Origin of the sequence: Lactobacillus juensis (assembly GCF_036246285.1) — a bacterium.
Classification (GTDB): domain Bacteria; phylum Bacillota; class Bacilli; order Lactobacillales; family Lactobacillaceae; genus Lactobacillus; species Lactobacillus juensis.
In genome coordinates, this window is record NZ_BTTS01000002.1 from 545,726 (window position 1) to 569,536 (window position 23,811).

The window sequence follows — 23,811 nt, forward strand, 5'->3', positions numbered from 1 at the left end:
AAATCGATTATGAAATTTTAATAAGGATTTATCAGAAGACGAAGAATTTCGTCTTTTTTGTTTGCTAAAAATTTCTTACTTTTGTGACCTCGCCAGCATTAAAACTTTTTAAACCTGTTTCGGTTTCTAAAACTAAATTTGCCTGTTGCGTTAAGTCTGTCACTTTTCCCTTTATTTTTTGTTTGCCGAGTGCCAGTACTACGTCATGATTCATTAGTGCCAGCTTCTCTTTGTAATCAGGCAGAAAATTGCTTTGATCAAATTGAGGAATAAATTCTAATAAATTTTTTATGATTTGAGCGATAAATTGGCAAATATGCTTTTCACTGGGAATTTTTGTTAGTAAGTTGCCAGCTGTGTTTAATTCATTATGCAAATGATCCTGGTAAAGATTACAGCCAATGCCAATAACAGCAACTTGGGGCTGTGGTAATTCAACTAAGATACCAGCTATTTTTTTACCTTTAAAAAGCAGATCATTCACCCACTTGAATTGAGTCTCTACATGAAATACCTCATTAATAGCTAAATGCAGTTGCCAGGCAATACCTGTAGTTAATAATCCTTGATTCTGCCAGTTCAATTGCGGCACTTTGATAACAAGTGATAAATAAATGCCACCTTTTTGTGAAATAAAGTGACGACTTTGTTTACCGTAGCCAGAGGTTTGCTCATCACTTCCGTATAGCACTGGACCTAAATATCCCTTAGAAGCTAGTTTTTGTTTTGCATACAAATTTGTGGAATTAATACTTCTCCACCAATTAATTTCTAGTTGAAATTTGTTTAACAATATTTTGAGATATGCTTCTTTTTTTGAACTATTCATTAATAATCTATCCTTATACCTAATTGAATTTGCAAAAATGCTTTGAGATTCAAACTATTTATTTTTAGAGTTTTTTAAGAAACACTTGCCTTGATAACGCAAATAAATTAATATTGCAGAAAGGAGTTTGACATTTAGTAAATAATACCATATCATACTCTAATAATTTATTTTGAATATAAAAGTATTTAAAGGAGATGCTAGTCGTTGATATAAAGCGATTTTATTCGAATTAAAATTTGAATTATGGCTTTATATATGTTTATAAAAAAGAGTATCAAGATTTTATTAGTACAGATTATATAGTTGAGTAAGAGGTGATGCTATTGGAGACAAGTTTAAAACGCATCAATAATCTTTTGTCCACAGTTTATTCGGATATTATGAAAGTCGAAGAACGTGAATTGCGAAAAAGTGAATTTAAAGATATTTCACTAAGAGAATTGCACGCGATCGATGCCATTACCATGTATGAACATAAGACCAGCTCCCAAGTAGCAAGTGAATTGATGGTAACAGCAGGTTCGTTGTCAACTATGGTTAATAACCTGGTTCGTAAGGGCTATGTCATGCGAATAAATGGTGAAGATGATCGCAGAATAATCCGATTGGGTTTAACTAGTCGAGGACGATTAATTTATCGGGCGCATGATTCATTTCACCGCCATATGGTAAAAAAGTTTATTGAAGGCTTTGATAATGAACAGGTGGCAATTATCGAACGTGCGCTATTGAACCTGCGTGCTTTTCTTGAATTTCCGCCACGAATTGATAATAAAAGGAGCGTTAATTGATGGGCTTAAGAATTAGTCAGACTGCTCATTATGTTCCTTTTAAGGTAATTACTAATGATGATTTAGCAGAGATAATGACTACCTCAGATGAATGGATCTCTTCAAGGACAGGAATAAAAGAAAGACATGTAGTTCAAGGTGAACAGACTTCAGATTTGGCATTAGCAGTAGGTCAACAGCTTTTACAAAAAGCTAATCTCAAACCTGAACAACTAGATTTTATTATTGTGGCAACTATGTCGCCTGATTATCTGACACCTTCAACTGCAGCAATTGTGCAGGGCAAACTGCAAGCTGGTCATGCATTAGCATTTGATATTAATGCAGCTTGTTCTGGTTTTATCTATGCTTTGGCGATCGCGGATAAATTGCTAGCTGGCCCCTATCAACGAGGATTAGTTATCGGAGCAGAAGTTTTGTCCAAGTTGATAGATTGGCAAGAGCGCTCAACTGCTGTTCTCTTTGGGGATGGTAGTGGTGGCGTGTTAGTTGAAAAAAATTCTCAAGCAGAAGGAATAGTTGCTGAAGATTTGGCAACTTTTGGAGAGCTGGGAACAAAATTAACTGCCGGATACCAACCTTTATGTTCACCGTATAGTTCAGATAGCATTGCAAAACACAAGAAATACTTTGAGATGGACGGTAGAGCTGTTTATGACTTTGCTACTCATGAAGTACCTAATTCCATTAGGCGAGTTTTAACAAAAGCAAACTGGGAAAAGGAAGATGTGCAGTGGTTTTTGCTCCATCAAGCAAATGGACGCATTATCTCTGCAATAGCAAAGCATCTAAATATTCCGGAAGAAAAATTTTTGGAAAATATTGCAAAATATGGCAATACTTCTGCTGCCAGTGTGCCAATACTGTTGGATGAAGCAGTTAATTCTGGCATCATTAAACGCAATCAAAAACTAATATTAAGTGGCTTTGGTGGTGGCCTGACGGTTGCCAGTATTGCCTTAAGCTTTTAAAAACGATAAAGATAATTTATTAAGAAAGAGAAATCAAATGACTGAAGAAGAAATTTTTAACAAAGTAAAAGAAATTATTGTTGCACAAACTGGAGAAGATGAAAGTGCTGTCACAGCTCAATCCAATATAAAAAACGATTTAAATGCTGACAGTCTGGACGTGTTTGAAGTGATTAATGAATTAGAAGATGAATTTGATATCAAGATTGAAAGTGAAGAAGGTATTGAAACAGTTCAGGATTTAGTTGATTTTGTTAAAAAACAACTGGCAGCGAAAGAAGGTTAACAAATGGAATTAAGTCCATTTATGAAAGAACTGGGTCTTAAATACCCAATTTTTCAAGGAGGCATGGCCTGGGTTGCGGATGGTAAGCTGGCAGCTGCTGTTTCAAATGCTGGTGGCTTAGGAATTATTGGTTCGGGCAATGCACCTGGAAATGTAGTGGCTGACGAGATTGAATCAGCTAAATCTCTAACCAAAAGACCTTTTGGTGTCAATGTGATGTTGCTTTCGCCTTATGCAGATGAAGTGGTCAAGGTTATTTTGGCAAATAAAGACAGTGTTGCAGTTGTGACTACTGGAGCGGGTAATCCGGCAAAATACATAGAAAAGTTAAAAGATGCTGGCATTAAAGTAATCCCAGTTGTTGGTTCCGTTGCCTTGGCCAGAATGATGGAACGTGTAGGTGTTGACGCTGTTGTGGCCGAAGGGATGGAATCAGGGGGTCATATCGGAAAATTAACGACGATGGCCCTTGTACCACAAGTTGTAGATGCAGTTAAAATTCCCGTAATTGCAGCTGGAGGAATAGGCGATGGTCGCGGTATGGCTGCTGCATTCATGTTGGGTGCTGAGGGCGTGCAAATGGGCACTCGTTTTTTAGTAGCAAGTGAATCAAAGATACACCCTAATTATAAAAAGGCTGTTTTACGTGCCAAAGATGCCAGTACCTTAGTTACTGGTGAATATGCAGGCCATCCTTCACGGGTTTTAAAAAATAAGATGGCTAAAACGTATATCGGAATTGAAAAGGAAGAGGCGTTAAAGCCGCATCCTGATTATGACAAGTTGGAAGAATTAGGAACTGGTAGTTTGCGTAGAGCAGTAATTGACGGTGATAGCGAAACAGGTTCATTTATGGCGGGCGAGATTGCCGGTATGGTAAAAAAGGAACAACCTGCTGCTGAAATTCTGGCTGAGGTTTATAGTCAAGCAGACAAATTGCTAAGTGGGGAAAGATAAGCAAATGATTTGTTTACTATTTAGTGGTCAAGGGGCTCAAAAAACTGGTCTGACATATGATTTATACCAAACTGAACCGCACTACCGGAAAATCATCGCTAAAGCAAGCAAGATATTGCAGTTAGACTTAGCCGAATTACTATTTGACCCAGATAAAGCAAATGAACTGACGCAAACCCGTTATGCTCAACCCGCTATTTTGGCAATGAGTTACGGCTTGTACCAAATTATTAGTGAAAATGCTGATTTTAAAAAATTAGGTATCGGACTTAGCCTGGGTGAATATAGCGGTCTTGCTTGTGCCAATTACTTAGAATTTGAGTCAGCACTTCGTTTGATAAAAAGACGCGGTGAACTTATGCAACAAGCAAGCAGTCAAAATCCAGGAATTATGGTGGCTGTCATGAAGAGTTCTTTAGCAGATGTTGAATTAGCTATAAAAGATGCCCAAAAAATAGGTCTGATTGGGATAGCAAATGTTAATACTCCTAATCAAATTGTTGTTGGTGGTGAAAAAGGTGCAGTTCAAAATTTGCGTGAGCAACTTGAAAAAGACGGTGCGCGTGTAGTTTCACTAAAAGTAAGCGGAGCTTTTCACACACCATTAATGAAATCAATTCAAGGAGATTTGAAAACTGAATTGCAAAAAGTTGATTGGCATAATGGCACTTTTCCAATTTATAGCACTACGACCCAAAAAGAGTTTGCACCTGACAACCTTGTTTCGACTTTGACGGAGCAGCTAGTTTCGACTACCTATTTTGCAAAAACTTTGGCTCAGCATAGTCAAGATATAACTGCTGTTGTTGAATTAGGACCAGGTAAAACTTTGCTTTCTTTTGCACGAAAAATTCTTAAAGAAGTTCCCACCTATCAAACAGATAGCGTGGCCAATATGCAAGAAACGATTTCTGCTTTAAAGGAGTTTAATTCATGAAATTAAAAGATAGTGTGGTCTTGGTCACTGGTAGTTCACGTGGTATTGGCCTGGCAATTGCTCAAGCTTTTGCCAAACAGGGAGCAAAAATAGTTTTAAATGCCCGCAAACCAATTAGTTCTGAAGTCATCGACCAGTTTGAAAAAGATCATGTTGAAGTAATGGATATTAGCGCAGATGTTACAAAAGAAGAAGATGTGAAAGAAATGATTGCCAAAATTATCAATCATTTTGAGCATCTAGATGTTGTGGTCAATAATGCCGGTATTGTCAAAGACGGACTGCTCAATCGCATGTCTAAAGCAGACTTTCAAAGTGTAGTTAACACCAATTTGATTGGCACCTTTAATGTCATTAAACAGTCACTGAGACCGCTGTATAAGCAGAGAAACGGCTGTTTTATTAACTTATCAAGTGTAGTTGGTTTAACAGGTAACATTGGTCAGGCTAATTATGCAGCTAGTAAAGCAGGAATTATTGGTTTAACTAAATCTGTTGCTAAAGAAGCAGCGCTGCGCAATTTGCGCTGTAACGCCATTGCCCCAGGGATGATTGACACACAAATGACTAGAAATCTTAGTGAAAAAATAAAGCAGCAATTACTTAAGGAAATTCCGCTGAAACGTTTGGGACAAATTGAAGAAATAGCACAAACTGCCGTTTTTTTAGCTCAAAATGACTATATTACTGGTCAAACAATAACCGTAGACGGCGGATTGACAATGCAGTAAGGAGTAAGTAATGACAAGAGTAGTAATTACAGGTTTGGGTGCCTTAACACCTATTGGTAATGACGTTGTCAGTTTTGAAGATGGACTCAATAGTCAAAAAATTGGTTTTGAGCCAATTACTTATTTTGATGCTGATTCAAGTGGGGTCACCCTGGCTGGGCAACTGGACAATTTTGACCCATTGCTTTTTTTAACTAAAAAAGATACTAAACGCATGGATGCATTCACACTCTACGCGATGTATGCAACTGCACAAGCCATGGAACAAGCAGGAATTGATGATAAAAATACCAATAGTGAACGTTTTGGCGTAATTTGGGGCACAGGAATTGGCGGACTAACTACCATCCAGGAACAAGTCATTAAATGGCACGAAAAAGGCCTGGATCGGGTTTCGCCTATGTTTATTCCTACTTCAATCGCTAACATGGCAGCAGGCAATATTTCTATTCGCTATCATGCCCAAGGAATCAGTACCACAATTGTGACTGCCTGTGCTTCCAGTACAAATGCAATTGGTGAAGCTTTTAGACAGATAAAAGATGGCTATGCTGATGTCATGATTGCCGGTGGCTCAGAAGCTGCAATCAATGAAAGTGGAATAGCTGGTTTTGCTGCAATTTCAACATTGTCCACGACAACGGATCCTGAAAAAGCAAGTATTCCCTTTGATCAAAATCGTAACGGTTTTGTGATGGGAGAAGGTGCAGGCTCTCTTGTTTTAGAATCGCTAGAACATGCTCAAAGTCGTGGCGCACATATTTTAGGTGAAATTGTCGGTTATGGGACTAGTTCCGATGCATACCATATTACATCTCCTGATCCAAGTGGTAGCCAGGCTGCAAGAGCTATGGAACTGGCTCTTAGTGAAGCTGAAATTAGTCCTGAGCAAGTGGGCTATATCAATGCTCATGGGACAAGTACCAAAGCAAATGATTGGGCTGAGTCTAAAGCAATTAATCAGGTTTTTGGTCAAAAGAGCAAAGTCTTAGTTTCGAGTACTAAAAGTATGACGGGTCATTTACTAGGAGCAGCAGGAGCCGTTGAAGCTATTGCCACAATTTTGGCACTTAATTCAGGATTATTGCCGATAAATGTAGGAGTAACCCAGCAAGACCCCGAGTGCAAAGTTAATTTGGTCAACAAACAAAATTGTCAACAAAAAATAGATTATGCCATCAGCAATTCATTTGGTTTTGGTGGACATAATGCGGTGATTGCGTTAAAAAGGTGGAATGATTAAATGACTTTTGAAGAAATTGAAAAATTAATCGCAGAAATTAATCAAAGTGATATCACCAAACTGGATTTAGACTTTAAAGGTGGCCATATTAAGATTGACAAAAGTCAAGCTACACCGGTAGAAATTGGGGAAGAAAGGTCAAATGGTCAACCAGCTGCTAAAGAGACGCAGGCAACTGCTCATCAACCACTTGGCAAGATAGCTGCACCCAAGGAGAAAACTTTAAAAATTAAGGCACCACTTGTTGGCATAGTTTATTTACAAGCAAGTCCAGAAAAACCTCAATATAAAAAACCGGGTGATCATGTCAATAAAGGTGATGTGGTTTGCGTTATTGAAGCAATGAAAATGATGACTGAAATTAAAAGCGACTTTACAGGGACTATTGATAAAATTTTAGTTACAAATGAACAAGTGGTTGAATATGATCAACCACTGATCACGGTTATTCCAGAATGAAGGAAGCAAATATGAGTGAACCAAAAAAGTTACACACTTTAGATAGTGCGCAGATTCAGGCTATTTTGCCTCACCGATTCCCAATGCTGTTAATTGATCAGGTCTTAGATTATGAGCCCGGTAAATATGCTGTTGCTCAAAAAAATACCACAATTAATGAAAGCTATTTTCAGGGACATTTTCCGGGTAATCCAGTAATGCCGGGTGTTTTGATAACTGAGGCTTTGGCGCAAACTGGTGCAGTTGCATTGCTGACACTACCGGAATTTAAAGGGAAAACTGTTTATTTTGGTGGTATCAAAAATGCTCGCTTTAGAACAATGGTTAAGCCGGGAGATACTTTGAATTTAGAAGTTAAGCTGGATAAGCTACGTGGAAATGCCGGGATTGGTGAGGCCAAGGCAACTGTTAAAGATAAAGTTGCCTGTACTGCTCAGCTAATATTTGCAATTCAGTAAAGTGTGACATTATGTTTAAAAAAATTTTGATAGCGAATCGTGGAGAAATTGCTATAAGGATAATTCGAGCTTTACGCGAAATGGGAATTATGTCAGTTGCTGTTTATTCAACGGCCGATAAACATGCCCAACATGTGAAAGAAGCTGATGAAGCAATATGTATTGGTTCTCCCCAACCAGCCGATTCGTATTTAAATATGCAAAATATTATCAGTGCGGCTGTCCTAACGGAAGCAGATGCAATTCATCCAGGATACGGTTTTTTATCAGAGAGTCCTGAATTTGCCCAAATGTGTGAAGAATGCCATTTAGTTTTTATTGGTCCCAAGGCAAAAACCATTTCTTTAATGGGAAATAAGGCTAACGCTCGGGAAATGATGCGCAAGAATGATATACCTGTTATTCCTGGAAGTGATGGGATTGTTAAAAATGCTGCAGCTGCAATCAAAATTGCAAATAAAGTGGGCTACCCCGTAATGCTCAAAGCCGTTGCAGGTGGTGGCGGAAAAGGAATAAGACGTGTGACTCAAGCTGCTGACTTAACAGAAGCATTTAACCAGGCACAAGAAGAAGCAAGAATTTCTTTTGGAGACGATAGAATGTATCTGGAAAAAATTATTTCCCCAGCCAAACACGTCGAAGTACAGATCATGGCAGATAAAACAGGACATGTGGTGGCACTTCCCGAAAGAGACTGCTCAATGCAACGTCACCAGCAAAAAGTAATTGAAGAAACGCCTTGTTCACAAATCAGTGCAAAAGAAAGAGACTATTTGCAACAGATAACTGTTAAAGCAATAAAGGCAATAAATTATGAAAATGTCGGTACTATCGAATTTTTAATGGATCCTGACCATCATTTCTATTTTATGGAGATGAATACTAGGATTCAGGTTGAACATTCAATTACTGAAGAAGTTGCTCAGATTGATCTCGTTAAGGAACAGGTTAATATTGCTGCAGGCAAAGATTTGAGCATATCTCAAGAAGATGTGCATGTCCATGGTGCTGCAATTGAAGCCCGCATTAATGCAGAGGATCCTAGTAAAAATTTTTGTCCCCAAGCTGGTAAGATCGCAAAAATGGTATTGCCTAGTGGTCTAGGCATTAGAATTGAAAGTGGAGTTAACAGTGGGGATACCGTTTCACCATTTTACGATTCGATGATTGTTAAAATTATTGCACATGCAGCTAACAGACAAATGGCAATTAAGCGTTTGATTGATGCACTAACGGAATTTGAAATTAAAGGTTTAGTTACTAACCGCGATTTTTTGATTGCTTTGCTTAATGATGATAAATTTCAGACCGGTACATATTTAACAACGTATATAGATCAAGAATTTTTACCCGATTATCTTCAGCAACTAAGACATAATGAAAAGGAAGCGCAGGTTAATGGCAATTAGATTTGCAAGTCATCCCCACAGTGCATTAAAAAAGTATCAGGAAAATGTTCCTAAAGGCATTTTTAGAATTTGTCCTAAATGTGGCAATAAATTTTATTTTCATCGTGCCGGTAAATATCAGCTGTGCCCTAATTGTGGCTACGGTTTTCGAGTGACTGCCAGAGCACGCTTAAAGATGCTGACAAAAGACTTTACGGAATGGGATGCGGATTTAGCGACTACTGATCCACTCGATTTTCCTGATTATCAGGCTACAATTAAAAAAATGCAGTCCAAAACTAAACTTAAGGATGCGGTTTTAACCGGTCAAGCAAATATTGCTGGTTACGAAACTGCTTTGGGAATTATGGATCCGGTGTTTATAATGGGCAGTCTAGGAACAGCTACTGGCGAGCGAATAACTCGCTTGTTTGAAAAAGCAACTACAAAGAAATTACCCGTTGTTTTGTTTACTGCCTCAGGTGGTGCCAGAATGCAAGAGGGAATTCATTCGTTAATGCAAATGGCTAAAATCTCGCAGGCAGTTAATGACCATCGCGCAGCACATTTACTTTATGTCAGCGTAATTATGGATCCAACAACTGGTGGCGTCACTGCCAGTTTTGCTTCGCAGGCAGACATTATTTTAGCTGAGCCTAAAGCTTTATTAGGCTTTGCTGGACGCAGAGTCATTGAACAGACTATTAATAAGAAACTGCCACCAGATTTTCAGACAGTTGAGAATGCGTACCAAAACGGCTTTATTGATAGTATTGTCCCCCGAGATAAGCAAGTAGCAAAACTAGGTCAGATACTTAAAATTTTTGCTGCAAAAAAATGGGAGGCTCAAGTTCATGGCAAATGATAAAATTTTAGCCATTATGGATGGGGCAAGAAGTGACTATAAAAGTAATATGCATCGTCTGGTAATTCAATTATTTCCGAATTTTTTTGAAATGCACGGAGACCGCACAAGTAGTGATGATGCAGCAGTAATCGCGGGTTTTGCCACCATAAAAGATATGAGTGTCTGCGTCATTGCAACTAATAAGGGACAAGAATTAAAAGAACGCATGGCAACTAATTTTGGCAGTCCCTTGCCCCAAGGTTATCGTAAAGCACTGCGGGTAATGAAAACAGCTGCCAAAATGAGTATTCCCATTGTAACTCTTATTAATACTCCAGGCGCCTATCCGGGAGCAGAAGCTGAAAAGAACGGCCAGGGCCAGATTATTGCTGCTAATATTAGTGAAATGCTGCAATTAAAAGTACCAATTCTGACTATTATTATTGGTGAAGCTGGGTCAGGTGGAGCCTTGGCCCTTGCTTGCAGTGATGAAGTTTGGATGATGGAACATAGTATGTATACAGTTTTGTCACCGGAAGGTTTTGCTTCAATTATGTGGAAGGATGCTAAACTTGCCTCAAAGGCTGCAGAAATAATGCACATTGAACCGGAATGGTTAAAGAAACAGGGCATAGTAGAACGGGTTTTACCTGAACAAGTGTTAGAAAACCAAGCACAGGGATTAAAAGACTTAATAGGACAAAAACTAAAAACATTTCAAATTGAAAATTTGGTAGATTTACTAGATAAAAGACATGCAAGATACCGCAAGTTCTAACAGAATTTAGCCTAATTAATAAAAAATATATTGCTTTAAATATTTAATTAGCTTTTAATTAAAATAGAATTTTAACAGAACTAGTGCGAAACGAGAAAAATCATGTTAGAGAAAAAACCATACTTATTGTCACGCTTAGTTAGTGGCTTGGGCAACTCGCTTTACGGCATGGTTTTTATTTGGTGGATCCAAATTCAAACCAAAAGTTCAACTATGGTTGGCATTACTAATGCTATTTTCACAATAACTGCTGCTCTTTCTATTTTTTACGGTCCTTTTATTGACAGTCACTCTTTTAAGAAAACCAGCATTTATTCCATGGTGATACAAGTAGTCTTACTGTTTATGCTAACTGCTGTGATTATTTATTTTAGCCAAAGTTATATTTTAGCTATTATTATTGCTGGATTACTATCAATTTGTGATGAATTTTTTAACCCCGCTGATCGCGCTATTTTAAAAGAATCTCTTCTGGATGAAAGAGAAATGACCAGTATTATTTCCAAGATTAATATCGTGGATCAACTGGTAAATGTTGGTGGTACTGCACTTTCTGGTGCATTACTGGCTTTTATGGCAAGCGGAGACATTATTTTAGCTTGTGCCTGCTTGAGTTTACTGGGGCTTTTATTGTTAATTGCAGCTCTGAGAAAAATACCTATTCATAATGCAGTTAAAGAAAAAGAAAGCCAGGCAGAAGGTCTAACTAAATATTGGCAAAAGATTTTCAGTGGCTACAGTTACATTAAGAAAAATGCCTTTTTATTGCACTATCTTTGGTCCGGCTTGCTTTATTCGTTTGCACAACCTGCAATGATTTTAATTTTACCCCGTATAGCCGCAAAAGCGGGGCAGCCGGCACTTTATAGTACTTTCTACATATGCATACTGGCGGGAATAATACTGGGAGCCATAATAGCCGGCAAAATGAAAGCAAGAATTATAACAGTTGGCTGGGCTTGGACAATTAGCGCCATACCGCTTATTTTAATGTTGTTTTCTTTAAAAAACATGGTACTTCTTTGTATATTACTTTTTCTTTTTGGTCCTGCTACCAGTATTCATAATGTTCTCGCAGAATCTGTCATTCAGACTTCCACAGCAGATAATTATTTAGGGCGCGTCTTAACCACAGTCAGAACTTTTGCCAATATTGGTGGCCCCATTTCGTCTGTTGTTTCGGGCATAATTCTTGATTATGTTGGTGAAAAATTTATTATTGCTCTTTGTGCGATCTTAATTATAATAGGTGGCATAAATATTTTGCTGGCAAGACCTAAAAAAACTAATTAAAGTAATTGCTGGCTTAAAAAAATAATTTGATTTATAATATTTTTTGCTAAAATTAAGTAAAAAATCAAGACATATTTGTCAATCAACATGGTTGGCTTTTTTATTACAAAGAATCAAGTATATGACTAAAGTAAAAATCGATTTTACTAGCAAAATAATTCAAGGCAAAGAAAGTGAAACTTTCAAGAAAAAAGCTGATGGCGAGTTAATTGAATCTGCAGGTAATACCAGAGTTTCTTATTTGGAAGATGACAAAATTCCCGTTAAGATATTAATTAAAGAAGATAATGTGATTATTAGGCGGGGAACTGACAGAAATAACTACTCGCAACTCCATTTTGTTGTTGGTGAGCACAAAGACTGTCGCTATGTCGCTCAAGGTTATCAAATGGATCTCCAAAGCACGACTGAATTTATTAAATTTTTCCCTAAAAATGATGGTTCAAGAGAACTTCAGATTGAATATAACCTATATAGTGGTCTATACTTAATAGGTAATTATGCCGTCACATTGATTTTTACTTGAACGCCTAGTAAAATAAGAAAGACTGTTTAAGAGAGAGGAATACATTGTGGGATTAAACGACTTTAAAAATAAAAATCGCAATGAATTATCAATGATTGAAGTTGCTCGCGCAATTTTAGAAGATAACAATAAGAGAATGGCTTTTGCCGATATTGTTAATGCAGTGCAAAAGTACTTAGGCGTCAGCGATGAAGAAATAAGGGAACGTTTGCCCCAATTCTACACTGACATGAACACCGATGGTGAATTCATTTCGATGGGTGAAAATGTGTGGGCTCTTCGTTCATGGTTTCCATATGAATCTGTAGATGAAGAGGTTAATCACCCTGAAGACGAGGATGAAGAAGATACTCGGACACACCATAAGAAAGTTAATGCCTTTTTAGCAAGTGCTACAGGTAGTGATGATATCATTGACTATGATAATGATGATCCGGAAGACGAAGACTTGGATGCTACTGCTGATGATGAGCCGGATGATTTTGACGATGACGATGAATATGTCAATACCGATGATGACGATGATGAAGACCTGCCTGATGGCATTGAGGGTCAGCTGTCTGAATTGAATGATGATGAAGACGACGATGATGACGAATAATTTTCTTGACTTTGCGTCCTAAAATAGATAGTATTTTATTTGGGCACGTTATGTGCGTTTAAGCTCCCGTGAGGGAGCTTTTTTATTTTTGATTATTCTTATTTTTTGCAAAGGAGTTTGGGCTAATGACAAAATATATCTTCGTTACTGGCGGTGTCGTTTCTTCACTAGGTAAGGGCATCACTGCCTCTAGCTTAGGTCGATTATTAAAAAACCGCGGTTTAAAGGTGACAATGCAAAAGTTTGATCCTTACATTAACATTGACCCCGGAACAATGAATCCCTACCAACACGGGGAAGTGTTTGTCACTGATGATGGTACTGAGGCGGACCTTGATTTAGGACACTACGAAAGAATTGTGGACGTACGCACGAGCAAATATTCGAATGTTACTACCGGTAAAATTTATAAAGAAGTGCTAGAAAAAGAGCGGCGCGGGGACTATCACGGTGCCACTGTGCAAGTCATTCCTCATATTACAGACATGATTAAGCAAAAGATCATGCGCGCAGGTCTGACAACTGATTCTGATGTTGTCATTTCAGAAATTGGTGGCACTGTTGGTGATATCGAATCAACTCCTTTTATGGAAGCTATTAGACAAATGCGGCGTGAAGTGGGCGAAGAAAATGTAATGTACATTCATTGTACGTTAGTACCATATTTACACGCGGCCCAAGAAATGAAGACTAAGCCGACCCAACATTCAGTTGCTGAATTGCGCAGTATTGGAATTCAACCTAATATGTTGGTTTTGCGTGCAGAAATGCCAATTGATCAAGAGCACAAAGATAAAATTTCTAACTTTACTGATGTGCCGGTTGACCGCATTATTGAATCAATTAACGCACCATCCCTTTTTGACCTGCCGTTAGCTTTCCAAAAACAAGGGATGGACCAAAAAGTGTGTGACTTCTTACATCTCAAGAGCCCTAAGGATGAAGCTGATATGGCGGAATGGCAAAGGCTTGATGAACGGGTTAAAAATTTACAACACACTACCACGATTACTCTTGTTGGCAAGTATGTTGAACTTGAGGATGCCTACATTTCAGTTACAGACGCGTTAAAGCATGCTGGTTACGCCTACAATACTGATGTTAAAATTAATAAGGTGCAGGCAGAAGACGTGACTGAAGACAATATTGCCGATTACATGCAAGGATCAGACGGTTTAATCGTTCCTGGCGGTTTTGGTTCACGCGGCTTTGAAGGTATGATTACAGCAATTAAATATGCCCGGGAAAACGACATTCCGTTTTTAGGCGTTTGCCTAGGGATGCAGATGGCAACTGTCGAATTTGCGCGTGATGTTTTGGGTTATCAAGATGCTAACACCACTGAAGCAGATCCTAAGACTAAGCATAACGTTATTGACATTATGGCCGACAAACGTGATGAAGAAAATATCGGCGGAACCTTGCGTTTAGGTCTTTATCCTGCAACTTTGAAGAAGGGGACAAAGACTGCTGCTGCTTATGACAATCAAGATGTTATTCAGGAACGTCACCGTCACCGTTACGAATTTAATAATGAATATCGTGAAGACTTTGAAAAGGCTGGTATGACTTTTGCCGGAGTATCACCAGATAACCACTTAGTTGAAATTATTGAATTGACTAAAAATAAATTCTTTATCGCTGCCCAATATCACCCAGAATTTTTGAGTCGACCTCAAAGACCGGAAGGTCTATACAAAGCATTCATTGGTGCTGCCAGTGGTCTTCCTGAAGAAAAGCTTTAATTGGCATATTTGGATAATACAAAAACCAGATTTTTGAGCTGGGGAAGGCGAAGGTCTTCTCTTGTTTTTTCTGTTAAATTCCTATAACATTATTATGACTAAACGAAATAGAAAAGGATTTTTTCGCCAATGAAGCAAATGATAATTCATGGTGGAAAGCCCCTGCAGGGTGATGTCTGGATTGGTGGTGCCAAAAACTCGACTGTTGCATTGATTCCAGCATCAATTTTGTCGCGTACACCAGTAACTTTGGAAGGCGTTCCAAGGATTGCCGATGTTGACAACTTAATGGATCTGTTAAGTGAAATGAATGTCGTAAGTGATTTTCACAACACGACGTTGTGCATTAATCCAGAACACATTAAGATGAGCCCATTGCCAAGTGGTAAAATCAAGAGTTTACGTGCTTCCTATTACTTTATGGGAGCCCTTCTTGGTCGTTTTGGTAAGGCTGTTGTGGGCTTCCCTGGTGGAGATGATATTGGTCCCCGCCCCATCGATCAACATATTAAGGGATTTGAAGCCTTAGGCGCGTGTGTAAAAAATGAGAATGATCAAATAAAAATTACTTCACCTGCAGATGGACTGCATGGTGCTACAATTCATTTGGCAATGCCCTCGGTGGGTGCCACAATGAACATAATTATGGCATCTGTTACTGCTCAAGGACAAACTATTATTGATAATGCTGCTAAAGAACCTGAAATAATTGATTTAGCCACATTTTTGAATAATATGGGTGCGGTTATCAGAGGTGCCGGAACTGATTCTATTAGGATTGAGGGTGTTGAGCGTCTTGAAGCTAAGACTCCCCATACTATTATTCCTGATCGAATCGAAGCAGGCACTTATATTTCTCTTGCTGGTTGTATTGGCAACGGCATCTGCATTCATAATATTATTGAAGAACACCTTGATTCTTACTTAGCTAAAGTAGAAGAAATGGGTGTGGTAATTGATGCAACAGAGGATTCGCTTTATGTTTATCCCGCTGGTGATTTAAAAATGACCCAAATTCGGACCTCTTCTTATCCGGGATTTGCGACAGATTTACAGCAGCCGGTAACACCGCTTTTGCTTTCTGCTAAGTCCGGTGAAGGTGTCATCATCGACCAAATTTACCCCAAAAGAATTGGACACATTGAGCAATTACGCAAAATGGGTGCGGATATTAAGGTTGAAGACAATATTATTTTGGTTCATCCTACTGCTAAACTTCATGGTACTACGGTTTCAGCTGGCGAAATTCGCGCGGGAGCCTGTTTAATGATAGCCGGTTTAATGGCCGATGGTACAACTGTTATCAACAATGCTGGCAATATTTTACGAGGCTATGATCGTGTCCAAGAAAAATTGCGCCTGCTTGGTGCGGATGTAAAAATTCAGGATGTGCCTGAAAAATAATAAGCCGGTGAGCTATCAATAAGAATATTTTATAAATCAAAGATTTGGGATTTTCGAGTCTCAAGTCTTTTTTTCTTTCACACTAATTCTCTCCTCTTCACACTAAAGAAATCAGAAAATTTTTTTGCCGACTACTATTCATCCAAAATTAGTTAAAGGAGACAAAAGAATTCTTATTAGCTATGATTCACATTTTTTAGAAGTAAAAAAGCTCTGAAGAATTAATAAAGTTAAGTTACAATGACGTTTGTAGGTATTTGCGGTTTAACAAATTGTTTAAATATAGAGGTCAACATGCTAAAAGATGAAATTTTACGTTATTTGGATGCTAAAACCAAAACAATTGATTTGCAAGAATTAGATGAGGATTTAACAGCTGGTGGAGTTGCCAAGGCTTTGAAGGCAAAGCGCAATACGGTTAGTTTGTATTTAAACCAACTAACAAAAGAACAAAAATTAGTCAAAATTGAAACTCGACCTGTGCATTTTATTCATAAGGTAGAGTTTGAAAAGAATAATTTCCATTTAAAGAGAAATATCTATCATTCTGCTTCAGATATTGAACGAGAAAATGATAATGGAGATATTTTAAAAAATCTTACCCAAATAAATCCTAGCCTGAAAGAAAGTATAGAACGGGTGCGGGCAGCCATTTTATATCCAAATGGCGGTTTGCCTTTGCTTATAACTGGTGAAAGTGGAACTGGTAAAAGTTATTTAGTTGGTTTAATCAATCAATTTTGTCGGACACAAAAGCTCATTGAGGCCAATGCTCCATTCATTACTGTAAATTGTGCCCAGTATGCAGATAATCCAGAATTATTAACCAGTAATTTATTTGGTTATAAAAAAGGAGCTTTCACCGGTGCAGATTTTGATCATGATGGCGCTTTCGTCGAAGCAGATGGTGGTATTCTCTTTTTGGATGAAGTTCATAGATTGGGATCAAAGGGACAAGAAAAACTTTTTACATATCTTGATCAAGGAATTGTGTATCCGGTAGGAGAAACGCAAAAAGGCAAAAAAGTGAATGTCAGATTATGCTTTGCCACCACAGCAGACCTTGATACTAATTTTTTGACTACTTTTATGCGCCGAATTCCAGTTAAAATTACTCTGCCACCGCTAAGTCAAAGAAGCAGAGAGGAACGACAAAATCTAGTTTTCACTTTACTTAAAAATGAGCAGAAAAGAATTAGAAAGACCCTTAATGTAAGTAGTCAAGTTTTGAAAATGCTTGCCAATTATGAACCTACAGGCAATATTGGTGATTTAAAGAATGCAATTAAATTAACAATTGCAAGAGCAAATGCAGAGAATAAAAGCAAAAAGGCAATTTCAATTACGACTTCATTTTTACCTGATGAAGTTTTGAGTAACAGTAAGATTGATACCTATCATGCGCAGAGCAGTTCAATTGTAATTAATAATGATACTGAATTGGAAGACTTAATAGCACGTAACACATCAGAAAAAAAGGTTTTTCTGAATAGTTTAAAAAGAATACTATCGATTTATGTGCAAAATAGCCATGATTTACGTAAGTGCGAATCAAAACTAAAACAGATTGTTTATCAGTTATTTGATACATTGCTTTTTGAAAAAGATAATAGTAAACAAATTCCTTTTTTATCTTATGTTATTGAAAGCGTCAAAAGACTATTTGACCAGTTAAAAAATGCATATCAGTTAAAAATTAGTGGCAATGCAATTTATGCTGTTAGCTATTATTTATTTGAAAGACAAAAAATTCGTTTAGATAATACAGAATTGAAAAACATGCAGGATTTGATTCAACTTAATAAGGATGTACAGCAGAGATATTCTGATGTTTACCAGTATGTTACTCGTTTGATAACTTTGATTAAGGATAATCTTGATATTGATCTAAATAAAATTGATTATATTTTATTAACTATCTATCTGAATAAATTAGAAATAATTACTAAAACGGGTTTAATTAAAGCAATTGTCATTGCCCATGGCTACGCCACAGCGGGTAGTATTGCCAATGTTGTTAATAGATTGCTTAATGCACACACTTTAGATGCATTTGACATGCCAATTAATGTCAGTACCCAACAAATAGCTAACCAGATTATTGATTATAGTGAAAATAATGATATTTCACATGGGCTAGTTATTTTAGTAGATATGGGATCTTTAAAAGAAATAGAAAAACTCTTTCCCCGTCAGATAAATGCTCCGATTTTGCTAATGAACAATGTTTCTACTCCACTGGCTCTAGAAGTAGGAGAGAGTATTTTAAAGAAACGCAGTTTTAGAGAAATAAGTGAAAATGCTAGAAAAATAAGTCAACTGGATATTAAATTAACATATCCTGCAAAAAATAAGACTAAAGCAATATTGACCACTTGCTATTCAGGAATAGGAACTGCCACGCACGTTGCTCGACTGCTGGGACGCTGCCTGCCATCGACGAAAAAAATTAAAATTATTCCTTATGATTTTCAGGCTTTGCAGGATGCCCATAAAGTTGAGGTAATCAAAAGAATGTATGACATTGTGGGAATCATAGGCACTGAAAATCCCGAAATTGAAGGGATTGATTTCATTCTTTTGGAAAAAATATTATCTGATAATGGGACTGAGGAATTAAAAAAATGGCTTGCAGGTTTATTTTCAAATGATGAAATTAATACTATTTCAAATAATTTAGTCAAAAATTTTTCTTTAGAACAAACAATCAACATGGTTACTATTTTGGATGCACCAAAAGTTATTGAAAATATTACTATTTTTATTCAAGAACTTGAACGGCAATTTTCATTAGCACTATCAAACCAAAAGAAATTTACGCTATACGTTCATGTTAGCTATTTGATTGAGCGGTTAATCAGGAAGGAAGAAAATAATTTAAATCCAGAGTTTGAAGAACAATTTGCAAAGGAGCATGGTCAGGACCTTGAAAAAATTAATTCCGCATTTAGTGTGATAAAGGATAATTATAGTGTGAAAATTCCCAGGTCAGAGTTAATCTATGTTGATCAAATAATATTTAACAGACAATAAAACCAGGTTACAACTGCATTATTGGGTTGTTTATTTTTCTCTTGCAATCTTGGCACAGTTATTGCTAAGTAACTTTTGGAGCGAAGTAAATTTAATTTGATTATTTACTATTTTTCGAGAAGGAGAGAAAAATGCTATTACGTAATATTTTAATCGTGATATACGGTTTTATAATTAACTTTGATAAAGAGGGACCTAAGCTTGGAATTTCTCAACCAGTTGTTGCTGGCTTAATTGCAGGTTTGATTATGGGTAATGTAGAAACAGGACTATATATTGGTGGTACCCTGCAGTTAATGACACTTGGAATTACCAGTTTTGGTGGCGCTTCTGTTCCTGATTATCAGACAGCAGCTTTAATTGGTACTTACTTAGCTATTGCAACAAAGCAGTCTGCTGCAATTGGTATCACACTTGCGATTCCAATTGCCTTGCTCATCGTTCAGGTTGATGTTCTAAAATGGTCAGCAAATATTTTTTGTCAACAGAAGGCCGAAAAATATGCCGATCAGGGAAATTACCGCATGATTAACTGGATGCAGTATCTTGCTACATTGTTTACTAGTTTTGTTTCCGGTATTCCTGTTCTTTTAACAGTAATTTTAGGACCTAAAATTGTTGGTAGCTTCATTAATTATATTCCTGCTTGGCTTTCAGGAGGTCTTAAGACTGCTGCAGGGATATTGCCAGCAGTTGGTATTGGAATGCTATTGCAATATTTACCGACCAGAGATTACTTCTCATATTTAATTATTGGCTTTGTTTTAGCAATTTATTTAAAGATGCCGATTATCGGTATTTCCTTAATTGGTTTTGCCATTGCGTTAATCCTATATAAAAATCAATCAAAAAAACAAAGTACAACTGAAGAAACTGTAAATGGGGGAGCTAACGAAGATGAGTAAAATGAAAAACATTTATAGAAAAGTAATGAATCGCTGGATAGTATTCGGCGCAACATCATTAAACTATGAAAAATATGAAGGTCTAGGGTATACATATGCTATGTTGCCTTTCATTGAAGAAAATTATCAAGATGATCCAGAGGGTAAGAAGACTGCTATTAAAACCCAGCTGCAATTCTTTAACACTACCCCATACACAGCACCATTTATTATGGGTGTTGATGTAGGTATGGAAGAAAAAGGCAAAACTGAATCACTTGAAGCAGTAAGTGCTTTAAAGACTGGATTAATGGGGCCTTTAGCTGGTATAGGAGACAGCTTGTTTGTCACTATTCCTTGGACTATTTTTGGCGCAATCGCTGCTAATATGGCACTACATGGTAATGCTTTTGGCTGTATTATGTGGGTTGTTGCTTCAATATTATTACGTCTAACAGCTTATCCATTATTTAATGTAGGGTATAAATCTGGAACCAAAATGCTTTCCTCATTAAATACCACTTTAAAAGCTCTGACAAACGCAGCATCTGTGCTGGGACTAATGGTTGTTGGTGCCTTAGCTGCAACTATGGTTAAGGTTAATTTGGCATTTACCTTTAAACAGGGAAAGCTGACAATGACTGGAAACAGCATATTAGATCAGATTATGCCTGGGTTGTTGCCTGCAGCTGTTGTTGCTCTTATATATTACCTGCTTGGTAAAAAGGTAAAACCTCTTTACGTAATTCTAATTGTACTGGTTGTTTCTGTAGCGTTGAATGCTATGCATGTTTTAGCTTAGGGGTAAGCAAGATGACAGAAAGCATGGAAGGAATTATTCACGTAAGAATTGATGATCGGATGATTCATGGCCAAGTGGCTACGCAGTGGAGCGGTCGATTGAACGCCACAAGAATCATGGTAATTAACGACAGTATTGTAAATGATGATATGCGAAAAACGGTTGTGAGACTTGCTGCACCAGCTAATGTAAGTACATCAATTTTAGGCAGACAGAAAGCTTTAACTAATATCAAAAATGGAAAATATAAGGGACAACGTGTTTTATTAATTTGTGTATCTCCGATGGATGTTAATTACCTGATTGATAATGGTTTACCAATTAAATCAGTAAACGTTGGTAATCTGGCACAAAGAGATGGAACAGAACGTATACGTCCTTCGGTTAATGTAACTCTAGAAGAAAAAGATGCATTTAAAAAGTTGATAGACCGTGGAGTTGAGGTCACTGTAATACCTACACCACAGAGTCCTACCGTTTATTTAAAAGATTATATTTAAAAAGGATTTGAATTTAATGTTTAACGTTATCATTGCTACACATGGTAATCTTGCTACCGAGTTTGAAAGAGTATTGAAATCCTTTTTTGGTAAAATAGATCATTTAAAAACAATCAATCTAGGTGATCAGGGTATAAACGCTTTTTCCCAAAAAATAGACCAAGTTATTGCACCCAACATGAATGAGCCCACAATTATATTTTGTGATATTGCTGGGGGAACTCCTTTTAATGAATTAGCCAAAAGAAGTATGAATTGGCACAATCAATTTGCATTATTTGGTGGGGTAAACTTACCAGTACTTGTGGAAACATTAAATATGCGGATGCAGGGTAAAAATATGAACGAAGTTATTGTAAAAATTACTGCTATGTCTGCTTTAATCAGATTTAATATGGAAAATGCTAAAAAGGCTGAAGACGAATAGAGGAAAATTATTAGATATGCAAAAAATATTTTATAAACCAGAAGATCGTTGGTTTGGCGACTGTATGCCATTTTTTAATGAAGAAGATCAAACTTTTTACTTGTTCCACCAAAGAGACACTCGTAAGCCTGAACCTTTAACTGATCCTTTTGGCTGGTCACTCGTAACTACTAAAGATTTTGTAAATTTTAAGGATTATGGCGAGGTTTTACCCAAAGGTCCGCATGATGCTGCAGATCAATTTATATATGCTGGTAGTGTCACACAGGGAAAAGATGACAAAATAGCTTTTTATACCGGGCATAACCGTCAGGCAAAGTTAGCCAAAAAAACTTCAGAAATCTTGATGACTGCTACTAGTAAAGATCTAATTCATTGGAATAAAATGGGTAAAGCCAGCAGTTTAATACCACAATCTGGATATGACCATAATGACTGGCGTGACCCAGTAGTTGTTTATTCTGCAGAGCACAAGTCCTATATTTTGGTTTTGGGTGCTAGACTTCCGAGTGATAAAAAGAAGCCAACGGGAAGATTGGTATATTTTGAATCTCCAGATATGAAAAACTGGGCATTTAAAGGAGACTTTTGGACACCTAATGAGTTCAATATGATTGAAATGCCAGATTTATTTGAAATAGGAGATAATTGGTACCTTTTATTTTCAGAGTACTCAGAGGATAAGCGGACAAAGTATAGAATTAGTCAACATTTATTTGGTAACTGGCATTCGTTAAACGATGAGTTCTTTGATGGTAAAGCATATTATGCTGCCAGGTCAGTTGGCAATGAAAAAGCAGGTCGATATTTGAGTGGCTGGGTGGCAACAAAAGAGAATAATGATGATCTCGGCAATTGGGATTGGGGTGGAGCTTTTGTGCCTCATCAGATTGTTCAAAGAAAAGATAAGACACTAGGTGTAACCCTGCCGCAAACAATAATTGATAATTTTGCAAAAGTTGAAATTATTCCGTCTTTTGAAATGGGAGAAGCCAACGGTAAAAACGAGCATACTGTAATTAATGAAGTTCCGGAGCAGTTCTTAGTTGAAGCACAAGTCGAAGTATTAGAAGATACTAAAGAATTTGGCATGAAAGCTTTTGTTAACGATGAAACTAGAGAAGGATATCAGTATAAGGTTTCTAAGCCCGAACATGCACTTAAATTTTCCAGAACTCCTAATTATCCGTGGCCACAATATTTTGATGTTGGTTTAGAGCGCCCAATTTCACTTGAAAAAGGCAAAACATATGATATTAAGTTAATTGTTGATGGTAGTATTATCATAATCTATGTTAACAATATCGCTCTAAGTGCGAGAATGTATCATAAAACAGGAAAAGAACTCAGCTTTTTTGTAACTGAGGGCAAAGTTGCTGTTTCTAATATTAAGTATTACACTGAATGGCAAGATACTGTCAGATAGTTTGAGGTAATGAAATGATTTTTAATGGCTTGCAACATGTAGGTATTCCAACAAAAAAATTTGATGAAAGTAGAGATTTTTATCAAAGCTTAGGTTTTAAGTTGGTGAATACTGAAGATAATCAAGGTAGTCGAGTGGGTTTTTATCAGTTAGGATCATTAATGCTTGAGAGTTGGGAATCCCCTCAAGAAGCTCCAGAAAAAGTAGGAGCAATAAATCATATTGCGCTTGATACTAATGATATAAATCGTGCATTTGCTGAAGTTAAAAAATTAAATGTACAGTTTGTTGAAAACGGAATTCAAAGTTTGCCTTATTGGGAAAATGGCATTAAATATTTTAATTTTTATGGACCAAATAAAGAAATTTTTGAAGTCTGCCAAAGACTGTAAAATTTTTGCCTGCAAATTAGTTTAATATACTATTGAGCAGGCTTTTTATTTGAGAAAAATTTTTTAGATTCTGATTGAGAGTTATAATAAAAAAGTAATT

25 protein-coding genes are annotated in these 23,811 nt (G+C 37.0%); 24 read left to right on the forward strand and 1 reads right to left on the reverse strand.

The window, feature by feature from the left end:
* Nucleotides 1–64: 64 nt before the first annotated feature.
* On the reverse strand, nt 65–829 hold the full coding sequence (locus tag AAA926_RS06630) for a biotin--[acetyl-CoA-carboxylase] ligase (RefSeq protein ID WP_198179963.1): 765 nt from the start codon (nt 827–829) through the stop codon (nt 65–67).
* 320 nt (nt 830–1,149) lie between these two features.
* On the opposite strand from AAA926_RS06630, the gene AAA926_RS06635 reads away from it, so the two are divergent.
* The 24 genes from AAA926_RS06635 to AAA926_RS06750 all read left to right on the forward strand — a co-directional run bounded on the left by AAA926_RS06635 (nt 1,150) and on the right by AAA926_RS06750 (nt 23,711).
* Nucleotides 1,150–1,623, forward strand: a complete 474-nt coding sequence (locus AAA926_RS06635; protein WP_198179965.1) for a MarR family winged helix-turn-helix transcriptional regulator — start codon at nt 1,150–1,152, stop codon at nt 1,621–1,623.
* On the forward strand, nt 1,623–2,594 hold the full coding sequence (locus AAA926_RS06640) for a beta-ketoacyl-ACP synthase III (RefSeq protein WP_370466804.1): 972 nt from the start codon (nt 1,623–1,625) through the stop codon (nt 2,592–2,594). The genes AAA926_RS06635 and AAA926_RS06640 overlap by 1 nt, the downstream gene beginning before the upstream one ends.
* Nucleotides 2,595–2,631: 37 nt before the next feature.
* Nucleotides 2,632–2,880 (forward strand): acyl carrier protein, encoded by a 249-nt coding sequence (locus AAA926_RS06645; RefSeq protein WP_034977944.1) that lies wholly within the window; start codon nt 2,632–2,634, stop codon nt 2,878–2,880.
* 3 nt (nt 2,881–2,883) lie between these two features.
* A complete protein-coding gene (gene fabK, locus AAA926_RS06650; protein ID WP_198179969.1) occupies nt 2,884–3,837 on the forward strand; it encodes an enoyl-[acyl-carrier-protein] reductase FabK in 954 nt (317 codons plus the stop codon).
* Between the two features lie 4 nt (nt 3,838–3,841).
* Nucleotides 3,842–4,774 carry an ACP S-malonyltransferase gene (locus AAA926_RS06655; RefSeq protein WP_198179971.1) on the forward strand — a complete coding sequence of 311 codons (933 nt, stop codon included), beginning with the start codon at nt 3,842–3,844 and terminating at the stop codon, nt 4,772–4,774.
* Nucleotides 4,771–5,505, forward strand: coding sequence for a 3-oxoacyl-[acyl-carrier-protein] reductase (gene fabG, locus AAA926_RS06660; protein ID WP_198179973.1), 735 nt, complete (start codon nt 4,771–4,773; stop codon nt 5,503–5,505). The genes AAA926_RS06655 and fabG overlap by 4 nt, the downstream gene beginning before the upstream one ends.
* Before the next feature lie 10 nt (nt 5,506–5,515).
* The gene (fabF, locus tag AAA926_RS06665; RefSeq protein ID WP_198179975.1) at nt 5,516–6,748 is read left to right on the forward strand and encodes a beta-ketoacyl-ACP synthase II; all 1,233 of its coding nucleotides are present in this window, start codon (nt 5,516–5,518) and stop codon (nt 6,746–6,748) included.
* A complete protein-coding gene (gene accB, locus AAA926_RS06670) occupies nt 6,749–7,207 on the forward strand; it encodes an acetyl-CoA carboxylase biotin carboxyl carrier protein (RefSeq protein WP_198179977.1) in 459 nt (152 codons plus the stop codon).
* 11 nt (nt 7,208–7,218) lie between these two features.
* Nucleotides 7,219–7,665 (forward strand): 3-hydroxyacyl-ACP dehydratase FabZ, encoded by a 447-nt coding sequence (fabZ, locus tag AAA926_RS06675; protein WP_338212172.1) that lies wholly within the window; start codon nt 7,219–7,221, stop codon nt 7,663–7,665.
* 11 nt (nt 7,666–7,676) lie between these two features.
* Nucleotides 7,677–9,074 (forward strand): acetyl-CoA carboxylase biotin carboxylase subunit, encoded by a 1,398-nt coding sequence (locus tag AAA926_RS06680; protein ID WP_338212173.1) that lies wholly within the window; start codon nt 7,677–7,679, stop codon nt 9,072–9,074.
* The gene (locus tag AAA926_RS06685; protein ID WP_265893133.1) at nt 9,064–9,918 is read left to right on the forward strand and encodes an acetyl-CoA carboxylase carboxyltransferase subunit beta; all 855 of its coding nucleotides are present in this window, start codon (nt 9,064–9,066) and stop codon (nt 9,916–9,918) included. The genes AAA926_RS06680 and AAA926_RS06685 overlap by 11 nt, the downstream gene beginning before the upstream one ends.
* Nucleotides 9,908–10,678 (forward strand): acetyl-CoA carboxylase carboxyltransferase subunit alpha, encoded by a 771-nt coding sequence (locus AAA926_RS06690; protein ID WP_265893134.1) that lies wholly within the window; start codon nt 9,908–9,910, stop codon nt 10,676–10,678. The genes AAA926_RS06685 and AAA926_RS06690 overlap by 11 nt, the downstream gene beginning before the upstream one ends.
* 102 nt (nt 10,679–10,780) lie before the next feature.
* A complete protein-coding gene (locus AAA926_RS06695; RefSeq protein ID WP_265893135.1) occupies nt 10,781–11,971 on the forward strand; it encodes an MFS transporter in 1,191 nt (396 codons plus the stop codon).
* A gap of 121 nt (nt 11,972–12,092) precedes the next feature.
* The gene (locus AAA926_RS06700) at nt 12,093–12,497 is read left to right on the forward strand and encodes a YwiB family protein (protein ID WP_265893136.1); all 405 of its coding nucleotides are present in this window, start codon (nt 12,093–12,095) and stop codon (nt 12,495–12,497) included.
* Between the two features lie 46 nt (nt 12,498–12,543).
* Nucleotides 12,544–13,098: a DNA-directed RNA polymerase subunit delta gene (gene rpoE, locus AAA926_RS06705; RefSeq protein WP_198179987.1), complete on the forward strand. Its 555-nt coding sequence runs from the start codon at nt 12,544–12,546 to the stop codon at nt 13,096–13,098.
* Nucleotides 13,099–13,223: 125 nt separating this feature from the next.
* Nucleotides 13,224–14,843 (forward strand): CTP synthase, encoded by a 1,620-nt coding sequence (gene pyrG / locus AAA926_RS06710; RefSeq protein WP_034977913.1) that lies wholly within the window; start codon nt 13,224–13,226, stop codon nt 14,841–14,843.
* 129 nt (nt 14,844–14,972) lie between these two features.
* Nucleotides 14,973–16,247, forward strand: a complete 1,275-nt coding sequence (gene murA, locus AAA926_RS06715; RefSeq protein ID WP_338212174.1) for a UDP-N-acetylglucosamine 1-carboxyvinyltransferase — start codon at nt 14,973–14,975, stop codon at nt 16,245–16,247.
* A 294-nt stretch (nt 16,248–16,541) separates the two neighbouring features.
* Complete coding sequence (locus tag AAA926_RS06720) at nt 16,542–19,280, forward strand: sigma 54-interacting transcriptional regulator (protein WP_338212175.1); 2,739 nt, start codon at nt 16,542–16,544, stop codon at nt 19,278–19,280.
* Between the two features lie 131 nt (nt 19,281–19,411).
* Nucleotides 19,412–20,185, forward strand: a complete 774-nt coding sequence (locus AAA926_RS06725) for a PTS mannose/fructose/sorbose/N-acetylgalactosamine transporter subunit IIC (protein WP_265893140.1) — start codon at nt 19,412–19,414, stop codon at nt 20,183–20,185.
* Nucleotides 20,178–20,966 (forward strand): PTS system mannose/fructose/sorbose family transporter subunit IID, encoded by a 789-nt coding sequence (locus AAA926_RS06730; protein WP_265893142.1) that lies wholly within the window; start codon nt 20,178–20,180, stop codon nt 20,964–20,966. Before AAA926_RS06725 ends, AAA926_RS06730 begins: the two co-directional genes overlap by 8 nt.
* A gap of 11 nt (nt 20,967–20,977) precedes the next feature.
* Complete coding sequence (locus tag AAA926_RS06735) at nt 20,978–21,466, forward strand: PTS sugar transporter subunit IIB (protein WP_338212176.1); 489 nt, start codon at nt 20,978–20,980, stop codon at nt 21,464–21,466.
* A gap of 16 nt (nt 21,467–21,482) precedes the next feature.
* Nucleotides 21,483–21,893 (forward strand): PTS sugar transporter subunit IIA, encoded by a 411-nt coding sequence (locus AAA926_RS06740; RefSeq protein ID WP_338212177.1) that lies wholly within the window; start codon nt 21,483–21,485, stop codon nt 21,891–21,893.
* Between the two features lie 16 nt (nt 21,894–21,909).
* Nucleotides 21,910–23,319: a GH32 C-terminal domain-containing protein gene (locus AAA926_RS06745; protein ID WP_338212178.1), complete on the forward strand. Its 1,410-nt coding sequence runs from the start codon at nt 21,910–21,912 to the stop codon at nt 23,317–23,319.
* Nucleotides 23,320–23,333: 14 nt separating this feature from the next.
* The gene (locus AAA926_RS06750) at nt 23,334–23,711 is read left to right on the forward strand and encodes a VOC family protein (RefSeq protein WP_265893148.1); all 378 of its coding nucleotides are present in this window, start codon (nt 23,334–23,336) and stop codon (nt 23,709–23,711) included.
* Nucleotides 23,712–23,811: the final 100 nt, after the last annotated feature.